Raw genomic sequence first — 11,382 nt, 5'->3', positions numbered from 1 at the left:
GCTCGCACCCTACGAACTGTTGTGGCGCGTGCAATGGCATGACTATTGGAACCCAGTTTTCCTGCTCTTTGCCCTTGTCTCAGCCGGTGCGATCGCAGTGAGTGGGTTATTCCTTTTTGCTGCATTGGCTGGGCTGAGTTCTCAGATGACCTTCAATGCGCTACGCTCAACTTTCACTTACTCAGAACGTGCCCCTATCGTACCTCAACGGACGCAAGTGCTGCCGCTGTCATCAATTGAGAGCATTCACATTCGCACTCAGGAATGGAGTGATGGGTCTCCTAGCTCCTCTCTGAGGGTCAGAATGTTCAATGGTGCTGTCTTCGACTCCGGTTCCTCAGAGTCGCGCCAGGAGATCGAGCAGGCAAAGGTGCAAGTCGAGGCTTTTCTGAACCGGACAGGGAATTTTTGAAGGCTGTCCTAGCAGCGCCCACAAATTAAGTGAAACTTATTAGTCAACGATAGAATCAGGGTTCCAGCCATTTCGAGTCGCAGGCGATCGGTCAGTAACCCTTTACAACAAACTAGAAGGCTGTGGCTCTCTCTGCACCCTTAGCGATCGCTTCCAATAAAGGTTATCCCACCAATCTGACAAATAGGATTTCCTCTAATTTTGTTTCCCGAGCACTAGGAGTTTCCAGGTTTAGCACAAGTCAAAAATGATGACATTAAGGGTGTACTCTACTCGTCAATAATTTCCTTTCCAGAAATAGCTTCTTTCGAGCATAGCTATAAACAAACTCATCCGTTCTAAGAAGAATGAGACGTTGATTTGGAAACGAGTTTGTTTACAAGTATTGAGTAATGAAAGCTGCATTTCGGTTTGGGCAAGGAGAGAGTAAATAAAACGACCCGCAGATTTACTGTTTAAAGATTAGTTTAAGTGTATAGGAATCAGAAAAGGCAGTAGATATACTAGTGGCCGATGTGCTAAATGTACCGATTGTTTTCAATCTCTCAACTTCTTTTGGAGTCGCTCAATGCGGTCAGTTTACCCAGGACAAGCCGAGTGGATTGAAAACTGAGTGCTTCCTGCACGGTACCTCTCTCCTGGTTTACCCACTCCTATTTTGATCCTATGAACTGGCTGAAACTTCTTGGTCTTCCTGTCCTGGCAGTTGGTTTGGCAACAGTAGTTCCCAACTCAGCTCACGCACAAATCACTTCTGCCGGTGATGGAACAGCCATCAGTCCAAACGGCAGCAGCACGACCGATATCACTGGAGGAACTCAGGCAGGGAGTAACCTGTTTCACAGCTTTGGTCAGTTCAATGTGGATGCAGGGCAAACAGCTAACTTCGTTGACCCTGGTGTGCAAAACATTCTGGGACGAGTGATAGGGGGCAATGCCTCTCTCATCAATGGAGTGCTTCAAGTGACAGGAGGGAATGCCAACCTCTACTTGATGAACCCGGCTGGAATTATCTTTGGCTCTGGTGCCAGTCTAAATGTGGGGGGTTCCTTTACCGCCACCACCGCCAATGGCATTGGCTTTGAGGGCAATTGGTTCAATGCGATTGGCTCCAATGACTACACCAATCTAATCGGCAATCCCACCAGCTTTGCCTTTACGATGGCTCAACCAGGGGCGATCGTTAATGCAGGCAACCTGGGAGTGGGACAGGGGCAGAGTATTACCTTACTCGGCGGGACAGTTATCAACACAGGAACCCTCACCGCACCGGAAGGCAAGATCACGGTTGCCGCAGTTCCAGGTGAAAAGTTAGTTAGCCTCTCTCAGGATGGGAGTTTGCTGAGTCTGGCGTTGCCTGTCGAGACAGGAACCACGGTTAACGCCTTGCCTTTTACGCCTCTTTCCCTTCCACAACTTCTGGTAGGCGGGAATTTAAACAACGCGACTGGAGTCACAGTTGAAGGTGATGTCGTCAGACTAACGGGCTCGGGCGTCGCTGTGCCAACTGAGGCAGGAACCGCGATCGTTTCGAGTACTGTGGATGCCTCTGGGGCAACGGGTGGAACTGTCCATATACTGGGCGACAAGGTGGGTTTAGTTGATGCCAATATTGATGCTTCTGGTACCAATGGTGGCGGCATTGTCTTAGTTGGTGGCGATTACAAAGGAGAAGGCACCGTTCCGAATGCTCAACAGACTTACGTCAGCGCAGATTCTGTCATTAATGTTGATGCGTTGCAAAACGGTGATGGCGGTAAGGTCATTGTCTGGGCAGATAACGCGACTCGTTTCTATGGCAGCATTAGCGCTCATGGTGGCTCACAAACTGGTAATGGTGGCTTTGTGGAAGTGTCGGGCAAACAAAATTTGACCTTTGATGGCACCACTGACCTAAGCGCACCGAATGGAATGCTAGGAAGTCTCCTACTTGACCCAATCAACATTCGAATTGTGGCAGGCAACAGTGCCGCGGACGACAACCAGCTTGCTGATGGACAAATCCTCTCGACAGATTCTCCGACGACTAGCTTCACCATCTCTAAAGCTGCTCTAGAAGCGATTACTGGCAATGTCCAGTTAGAAGCAACGAACGACATTGCAATTGATCCAGGTGTTTCCCTATCGTTTTCCAGTAATCCCCCTGGTTCTGCCACATCGGGAGGCTCGATTACCTTCACTCCAAACAGCGACTTTAGAGACGGCGGCTCCTTTTCGATGAGTGCTGATGCAACCATTCAAACTAATGGGCGAGACATCAAAATTAAACCAGGAGAAAACTCGTCATTTAAGCCCGGCCCAACGAACATTTTTGTTGGAAACATCTCAACGAATGGAGGAAATATTGATCTAGATGGACCAGTGGTTCTTGCTGGTAATACAACTCTTAACACCACTACCGCGACAGGCGACGGTGGCAATATTTCTGTCGATTTCCTCCGTGGTTCTATTAACAGCGATGGAGCTACACCCAGAGATTTAAGACTCATTGCCGGAAGCGGCTCAATTTCTATACCTGAAGTTGGTGAAACATCTCGATTACGCGATCTGATTGCCAGTGGTCGAAGTGTTAGTGTTCTCAGGGCAAGCACAACAGGAACGATTGAGCTTACCGCGATCGACTCTTTATCATCTTCAGAACTGAATGCACGGGATCTACAACTGAATGTGCAGCAGGGTAGCCTGACGTTGGATAAAAACAGCTTCAACGCGACAAACCAGCTAAGCCTCAACGCTCGCGATGGATTGACAATTATTAGTAGCCGTCTAATTGCAGATCCAGTAAACCCTCTCAGCTTCGTGCGGCTTTCCTCGGATAATAGGGTGTCAATTTTGGATCGCCCTGCCAGCCCAACTGTGATTCAGTCTGGTAGGTCTATCTATGTTCAGGGAAATCAAGCTATTCAAGTTTTAGCGACAAATAACCCAGGATCTCTATTTCAAAGCGTTAGCAGCACTACCCTGGCTAGCAACAGCGGAATTGTGGCTGACGGGAACTTCACGGGAGGTGCGTTTGAAGCAACTGATCTTCGCGGCAGACCAAACAACATTGCCAGCTCTAACACGCTAATCCGGGCAACTGGAGATGTAACGTTCGGTGATTATCAGGGGTTAGCGCTCAAGGTTGAGTCAACTGGGAGTATTCAAGGCGGTAACATTCGGATTTTGGCACCCAATGAATCTCTCACTGGAGCAGACCCCGATATTGCAATTCTCAACAGCAGTCCCTCGCTGATTCTGCGGGCTGGGGTAACAAGCCTGAATGGTTCTTCAAACGTTCCGGCAAATCCGGTTAATGCTACCCTCTTTAGTACATCGGCAACTTCATCTTCTCCTGCCACCATTACAGTGGGCAACATTGACACGTCTGTTGTAGTTGGTAAGGGCGGCAGTGTGACGCTCAACGCACCCGGAAGTATCACTACTGGGACGATTGACACTCGTTCTTCCGATAGCAACTCAGATTTCACACGCTACCCATTTGGAGGAGCAGTAGACATAGAGTCCAATCGCCAGGTTGCTACTGGAAATATTTCGACTAGGGGTGGAGAGGTGAGGGTTGCTGGCTCCGATCTTCAACTAGGGATTATTGACGCCTATAACAGGAGCTTTAACGTTATCGGAATTAGAGATCTGCCCCAACAAGGTGCTGTCAAGCTGGAATCAACTAATGGTGATATTATCGTTCGATCAATTCGCTCTGGGATGGGTGGCATTGACATCAATTCAGTCGGACAATTTGTGGCAACCGATGCTGCCTTTCAATTTCGGCTTGGCAACATTGGGGTGAGCAGTAGTGGAGAACAAATAGAGCTGAGAAGCAGCCCAGAGCTAATTAACTTCTTTGTTAATCAAGGATTTAATCGGGCAGAGTTGGAGCAATCACAGGCAAAGATTACCGTAGCTAATCGGCAAACAACTCCAACTAGTGTTGTTGCCTACTCGTATGGATCAACCGCCCCTTCTAATATTCGCATCCGTCACAGTGGCAGAAGTGGTATTAACAATGAGACACTCCAAATTATTGGAGGAGGGGCTGATATTGACTTTGCGATCGCTCCCAATACGGAACCCGGACTTATTCTTTCCAGCTTTGAATCTCTAAGTAATTTCAATCCCAGCGATCCGGATGCGAGGCTTCGCTTAGAGAGAAACGACCGATTCTTGCCAGTACAAGAATTTCCCAGCTATTACAGTGGGACGGCAGGCGCAATTTTTGTTGGCAACGATGACAACTCTCAGCTCTATACCATTACCCAACCTATTCCCTTCCTTCCGCAAGAGACAGCCAAAGAAACAACCGGCAGCACAGGCAGCGGCGGCAGCATTAATAGCAACGGGGGGACTACTGCCGGTCCAATCCTCCTTCCTCAAGAGACAGCCAAAGAAACAATCGGCAGCACAGGTAGCGGCGACAGCATTAATAGCAACGGGGGGACTACTGCCGGTCCAATCCTCCTTCCTCAAGAAACAGCCAAAGAAACAACCGGCAGCACAGGCAACGGCGGCAGCATTAATAGCAACGGGGGGACTACTGCCGATCCGAGCAATGGTCAAATTCCACAGGCCCAGAAAGATAGACCCTCCCTTTCCGGGCAGCTCAATCAGCCAGATCAAACCATCTGTAAACCTGTGTCGATGACTGCTGTTGCATCTACATCAGGAGCAACGCGTACTTCTGTGAGTTCGACTGTCTCTCCTGAAGTCTCCTGTGCAACAGCCATTAGTGATACCACAGCCGATGATACTCAAATTCTCAAATTGCTGGATGGGGGTGTGAGGTAAAACTAGCAACAGGTTAGTCCTTCACTTGTGGAAACGATGAACCAGCCAATTGTGAAGAAAAGATGGAAAAGGATTTTGGGAGGAGCGATCGCCGCTTTTCTGTGCCTGCCCGTGTTTCCCTCCGTTGCGGTTAATTCTGTTCCCTCACCCTCACCATTGGTTGAGAAGCCGAGTCAAAATCGCCAAGCAGACCAACTACTGCAACAGGGAAATCAACAGTACCAGGCAGGGAAGCTGGAAGATGCACTTAAGTCTTGGCAAGCAGCACGTTCGCAGTATCAACAGCTGCAAGATCGCCCAGGAGAAGCGTCGGCACTAGCAAATATTGGTGCTGCCTACACTCTAATGGAGCGCTATCGGGAGGCAGTCGCAACCTTAGAAGCGCTGCTTCCCTTGGCGCAAGCCCTAAACCTAACGCGGATGGAAGCAGAAGCTCAGGGAAATTTGGGACCTGCCTATGCGAGTTTGGGCAATTACAGCCAAGCCATCGATGCCCATCGAAAAGCTGGGAAACTGATGCGCGCCTTGGGCGATCGCCAAGGGTTGGGGCAGGTGCTGCTCAATCTGGGGAATACCTTTGAAGCAGTTGGGGACTACGACAATGCTCGAACTGCTTACGAGCAAAGCTTGAAGCTGGCTCAACAAACCGGCGATCGCCTAGGAGAAGCGATCGCTCAGAGCAATCTGGGTGCCCTGTATGCCAATTTAGGTCAATCCGATGACGCAATCAAAGCTTTGAAGCAGGGGTTAGACCTTGCCAAAGCCAACGGAAACCAGTCCAGTCAAGCCAGCACCCTGATTAATCTGGGTTCGGTGTACCACTCTCAGAAGGAAATCGAAAAAGCGATTGGATATTACCAGCAGAGTTTAGCCATTGCTCAACAGAGCCAGCAACGCCAGCGGCAAGCAGAAGCGCTGGGAAGTCTTGGCATCGCCTATGAGGATAAGGGAGACTACCCAAAAGCCCTAAAATTTTTGCAGCAGAGCTTGGATATCGTCCGAACTATTGGCAATCCCCAACTCGAAGGCAGGAGCCTGAATAACTTAGGACATACCTTGTTCGGGGCAGGCAAGTTAACAGAGGCAGAAACCCAACTTCGAGCTGCGGCAAAGTTGCTCGATGGCATCCGCCCAGGGCTGAGCGATACCTATCAAGTTTCGATTTTTGATACCCAGGTTCAGACCTATAACTTGCTGCAACAAGTTTTGATTGCTGCGAATCAACCGGAAGCAGCATTAGAAATCTCTGAGCAGGGACGAGCTCGTGCCTTTGTCGAGCTTCTCTCCCGCCGACTTGTTCAGCCAAGCAATCAAAAAGCAATCAACAGCAATGCTCAAATACCAACCCTTGGCAAACTGAAACAAATCGCTCGGCAGCAGAACGCGACCCTCGTTGAGTATGCGATCGTTATTGATGATGACTTCAAGTTTCGCGGTAAACAGCGGAGTCGAGAGCAAGACTTGTATATCTGGGTGGTTAGCCCATCCGGGCAGATTGCCTTTCGACAGGTTGATCTTAAACCTTTGTGGCAACAAGGCGTGACTCTGTCTGAGCTCGTTAATGCGAGTCGGTGTCTGAACGGAAGTCCTGGCTGTAACAACCTTATAAAATCGGTCAGCGCAGAATCTGGCACTAGCAATCGCAATAAAGAACTGACATTCCCGGAAGTACCGCTGCCAACCGATTCGACCACCCCTAGCCAGGATGTCCAGGAAAATAGTGCCTTGCAACGATTGCATAGCCTTTTGATTGAACCGATCTCAGGCCTGCTGCCCACTGATCCTAATGCCCGGGTTATCTTTATTCCCCAAGAATCCCTCTTCCTGGCACCTTTCCCCGCCTTACAGGATGAGAGCGGTCAATATCTGATCGAGCGTCATACTATTCTGTCAGCTCCAGCAATCCAGGTCCTTGACTTAACTCATCAGCAACGGCAACAAGCCCGAGGACGCAAGCAAGCTCCTCCTCTTGTCGTGGGTAATCCCGTCATGCCTATGGTTTCCACAGCTCTAGGACAACCCCCAGGGCAACTGGCTCCCCTTCCTAACGCAGAGGAGGAAGCACACCAGGTTGCTCAGCTATTAAATACAGTCGCCATTACAGGCAGTCAAGCAACGAAAGCATCAATTAAGCAAAAATTGCCCCAAGCTCCACTCATTCATCTGGCGACCCATGGATTACTCGAATACGGGAGCCAAGGAAACTATGTATCTCTGGAAGGAATAGGAGTACCAGGAGCGATCGCGCTAGCTCCTTCAGGTAACGACAGTGGACTGTTAACAGCCAGCGAGATTTTAGACTTGCAGCTACAGGCAGAGCTAGTGGTGCTGAGTGCCTGTGAAACTGGACGAGGACGCATCACCGGGGATGGGGTCGTTGGATTATCTCGGGCGTTTATTTCTGCGGGAGTGCCTAGTGTAGTCGTTTCTCTCTGGGCTGTTCCGGATGATGCGACGGCACAGTTGATGGTTGCGTTCTATAAAAATTTGAAGCACTCTCCAGATAGGGCGCAGGCACTTCGACAGGCGATGCTAGCAACGATGAAAGATCATCCTAGTCCATTCGATTGGGCTGCGTTCACTTTAATAGGTGAGGCAGAATAGTTGGCATCTCCAGGGATATAGCCCTCAGCAGAGTAACCACCCTGCTGAGGTAACTCAATGTCTCCTAGGCTGACCATCGAGGGTGCTGTTCCTCTGCTCAGTCAATCCAGAAATCTTTGAATCGCCCTAGCGATAATTCTGTATAACGGACTGTGTGTTGAATATTCTTATGCCCCAAATAAGCTTGAATGGCTCGAGTGTCTTGTCCGTTCGATGCTAAGTAATACCCCGTGGCATGACGCAGCATATGTGGATGAACTGGAAACGGAAGACCTGCTAATTCTCCGGCTCTAGCCATGATGTGGTGGGCTGTGCGATCGCTGATTGGGCCTTGGCGCTCCGACCGAAACAAATACGGCGAGCCTGGATACTCTCGTTGTAACTGCCGTAGTGCTCGTAATTCTGGTCCCCATAGTGGATGTGTTGATGGTGACCCTGCTTCATTCGATTGACATGCAACGTCCCTTGTTTTAGATCCACTTGGTCCCAACGCAAGGCGATCGCCTCGCTGACTCGCAGCCCATGACGATACATCAAAAGAATCAGCGTGGCATCACGATGATCATGGCGACCTTCTTGCTTCGCTGCCTGCATTAGCAACTCCACCTCATCTGGTGTTAGATGCTCACGCGATCGCACTTCCTGATTTTTAGGTTTGCGAGGAGGTGTCATCGCTTTTTTAGAAACATTGCCGAAAACGAATAGTGGCGCATTTTTTGTAGTACGCCTCAAACCATTGAGAACTCAAGTCATGATAAACCAAACAATGCCGAAAATGGTCATTTTCGGCATTGTTGCACTTGTATTAACGATTGCGGTTAGTAGTTGCAGTAACATTCAACTCAGCACCAGCAGTTCCTTTAATCTGTTGCACCGCAATTGTTATACAGCGTTGCTACTTATGGCTATTTGACAATCTATGCTCCGGCTATTGATGCCAAAACCATCTCTGCTAAGCTTGAGTATTCGAGATATGGTTCTACTTCATCACTACTCATCAGGTCTTTCCCATCAATTTTATAAACTTGTGATGTTTGTTGTTGCTCCGAGCTACCCAAAATAAACTAGAGCCAACCCTCATCCTCCATGATCGGAAACCAGTTAGAACCAAAGTTATTGTATTTTTGCAACCTCTTATAAGCATCAACAGCTTCAGAAAGACAGAGGAGATGGCCACACCAGAAAAGGGCACGAGCACCCAAGCCGTCTGTTAAGAGGTATAACTCGTAGGCTTCCTTTGGTAGTTGATATGGAAGTTCACGTACTACTAATTCGATATATTCAAACTTCGCTCCTAGTTCTAAAACTCCTGGATACTTAGCTTCAAGACGTTCTATTGCTTCGGATAACGGTGACATCAAGGCTATCACTCCATTTCACTGCCAAAGCCATTGACCAGTATTCCCTAACCCAGGAGTTAGGCTAAGGTTGTGTCGTTCTGAATTGGTTTGCCTTATGCCTTTTCAACTGCGTTATACCCTGAAAACCCTCAAGTTTGAGCAACCAATCGGGCTTTATCCAGATGGCACAGCGATTGTGGGGGTACAGGAAAAACGCATCATCGGCACTTGGGAAGTTAGCACAGGCAAACTCATACAGACTCTGGAATTACAGGGTAATCCCCAACAAATTCAAATTTCTCAAGATGGCCAAACCGCGATCGTTCGCTATGGCAAGACTGGTTCCCTTGACAGGGTGGCGATTTGGGATATTCCCTCTCAACAAATGCTCGGCGAGATCCAGTGTGGTTGTTATCAATTCGATAACCAATCCTTGAGTGCCGATCGCCACACAATTGTCGGTCGGGTGTCTTACCTGGGGCAAGTCATGGTTTGGCACCTACCAGATGGCAAACCATTCTGCACCTTTGACATGCCGGCTCGAATCACTTGTGTCGCGATTAATTCGACCGGACAAATCGTTGTGGCGGGTAATGAAACCTATGAGGGGGGAGCAGTCAAAGTATGGGATTTGGTCAGCAATACCGAGCTGCACAGCCTCTCTGTCATTCATTACATTCCAACGGGCTATAACCCCCATTCCGAGGGCTGTTCAGATGAACCACAGGGTGTGGCTGACATTTGGCTCAGTGCAGATGCTAAACTGCTGCTCTGTAAAATTCTTAGGAACGAAACTCAGATTTGGGACTTACAACGAGGGCAACGTTTGAAGGCTTTGCCGCCAGGAATGCCGACGATTCCTAATTTCCCGGTCGGTGGCTACTTCAGTTATCGCGACCGTCGGGTCGCAATTTCTCAAGATGGTGGCTTATTGGCAACCACCAGTCAAGACGGGAGTCTAGTGCTGCGCAACTTGAAAACAAATGAGACCTTTTCTCCGTTTGCAGGGCATACGGATGAGATTTACGCACTAGTACTCAGCCCTGATGGCAAAACGTTCATCACCCATAGCAGAGACAACACGGCGAAAATCTGGAATTTAGCGTCGGGCGAACAGCTACATACCTTGACATCTGCATGCGGCTATTCCCGCTATTTCAGTAGAATGAGTTTGGCCCTGACCCCAGCGATCGTTAATCTGCCACTCACTCTCTTTGTGCTTGAAAATGGTGGGATTGGCATTTGGGATGTGGCATCGAGGCGAAAAATTCAGAGTCTAAAACATGAACAGTTCAGTTCATACGAATGTTTAACCATTAGTGCCGAGGGACAATGGCTAGCTAGTGGCGGCGGTAACCATCGTATTCACATTTGGAATTGGCAACAGGGCAAGCTCTTACAATCGTTTCAGCACGATCCCGAACTTGGCAAACGTACCCATATTATCAACTTGGTGTTTAGCAGCCGTTATGAGTGCTTGATCAGCACGGCGCAAACAGGTTCGATCAAATTTTGGAACTGGTTGACGGGCCAACCCCTGTCCTCTCCCTTACTGCCAGCTTCAGCTCAGGGGGACCGTATTGCGCTCAGCCCCGATGAGCGGTTGTTAGCAGCGGCTGATCTGCATGTAATTACGATCTGGAATCTGGAGACAGGGAAAGTTGTCCATACTCTCCCAAACGCTCAATCATGCACTGCAATGGCTTTCAGTCCTGACGGTCGCCTTCTAGCAGCTGGCTATTCTAAAGCACATGATGGACGAATTTACCATACTATTAAGCTCTGGGATGTTGCCACTGGTCAAGTGCTACAACAGCTCAAGGAGCATCCACTAATGGTCACTGGTTTAGTCTTCAGCCCAGATGGACAACTAATCAGTTGTAGTGAAGATACCTCCATTTGTGTTTGGCAACTAGCTAATGATTAAACCAGCAGGGGCTCTGTCACAAAAGCTGGGCAGCGCTTACTCGATCAGGCAACGCAGTAAAGCTCAGGACTGGTTGCCGGAAAAGTGCTCCTAATTCAAGCCCGCAGGTTTCTGTTCAGATGCCTCAGCCAGTCCAATTGTGCAACCTGAAGCAAGCAGAAATTGAAAAAACATTGCCATTTTGAGGCATCTTAGGCAATGTTTTGTGCAAAGCTAAGCAAGCATTGCTTCTTCTGGTTGTGCACTGGACAAAAAACACAAGGCAACTTGCTCCAATTTTCTGAGGCTAATCCAGACCCTGTATTCAGTCGGCA

General features: G+C 48.9%; 5 protein-coding genes and 1 pseudogene. 4 read left to right on the top strand and 2 right to left on the bottom strand.

Annotation, left to right across the window (positions count from 1 at the left end; genetic code table 11):
* The 3 genes from H6F68_RS15865 to H6F68_RS15855 all read left to right on the top strand — a co-directional run.
* Nucleotides 1-412, top strand: a 412-nt coding sequence (locus H6F68_RS15865) for a hypothetical protein (protein ID WP_190560444.1), incomplete at its 5' end; no start/stop codon positions are given.
* A 666-nt stretch (nt 413-1,078) separates the two neighbouring features.
* Nucleotides 1,079-5,197 (top strand): filamentous hemagglutinin N-terminal domain-containing protein, encoded by a 4,119-nt coding sequence (locus tag H6F68_RS15860; RefSeq protein WP_190560442.1) that lies wholly within the window; start codon nt 1,079-1,081, stop codon nt 5,195-5,197.
* 36 nt (nt 5,198-5,233) lie between these two features.
* Nucleotides 5,234-7,801 (top strand): CHAT domain-containing tetratricopeptide repeat protein, encoded by a 2,568-nt coding sequence (locus tag H6F68_RS15855; protein ID WP_190560440.1) that lies wholly within the window; start codon nt 5,234-5,236, stop codon nt 7,799-7,801.
* A 97-nt stretch (nt 7,802-7,898) separates the two neighbouring features.
* Here the strand turns inward: H6F68_RS15855 and H6F68_RS29810 are convergent.
* Nucleotides 7,899-8,395 (bottom strand): annotated as a pseudogene (locus H6F68_RS29810) (tyrosine-type recombinase/integrase).
* 470 nt (nt 8,396-8,865) lie between these two features.
* A complete protein-coding gene (locus H6F68_RS15845; RefSeq protein WP_206755530.1) occupies nt 8,866-9,159 on the bottom strand; it encodes a hypothetical protein in 294 nt (97 codons plus the stop codon).
* A 97-nt stretch (nt 9,160-9,256) separates the two neighbouring features.
* Here H6F68_RS15845 and H6F68_RS15840 point away from each other — a divergent pair, with 97 nt between their 5' ends.
* Nucleotides 9,257-11,068, top strand: a complete 1,812-nt coding sequence (locus tag H6F68_RS15840; protein ID WP_190560434.1) for a WD40 repeat domain-containing protein — start codon at nt 9,257-9,259, stop codon at nt 11,066-11,068.
* Nucleotides 11,069-11,382: the final 314 nt, after the last annotated feature.

This window comes from Trichocoleus sp. FACHB-262, assembly GCF_014696035.1.
Taxonomy (GTDB): domain Bacteria; phylum Cyanobacteriota; class Cyanobacteriia; order FACHB-46; family FACHB-46; genus Trichocoleus.
This window is presented reverse-complemented; position numbering and strand designations above follow the sequence as displayed.

Bases quoted from the DNA above. Each gene is read 5' to 3' on its own strand.
- H6F68_RS15840 (WP_190560434.1), top strand. From the start codon at position 9,257: ATGCCTTTTCAACTGCGTTATACCCTGAAAACCCTCAAGTTTGAGCAA.
- H6F68_RS15860 (WP_190560442.1), top strand. From the start codon at position 1,079: ATGAACTGGCTGAAACTTCTTGGTCTTCCTGTCCTGGCAGTTGGTTTG.
- H6F68_RS15855 (WP_190560440.1), top strand. From the start codon at position 5,234: ATGAACCAGCCAATTGTGAAGAAAAGATGGAAAAGGATTTTGGGAGGA.
- H6F68_RS15845 (WP_206755530.1), bottom strand. From the start codon at position 9,159: ATGTCACCGTTATCCGAAGCAATAGAACGTCTTGAAGCTAAGTATCCA.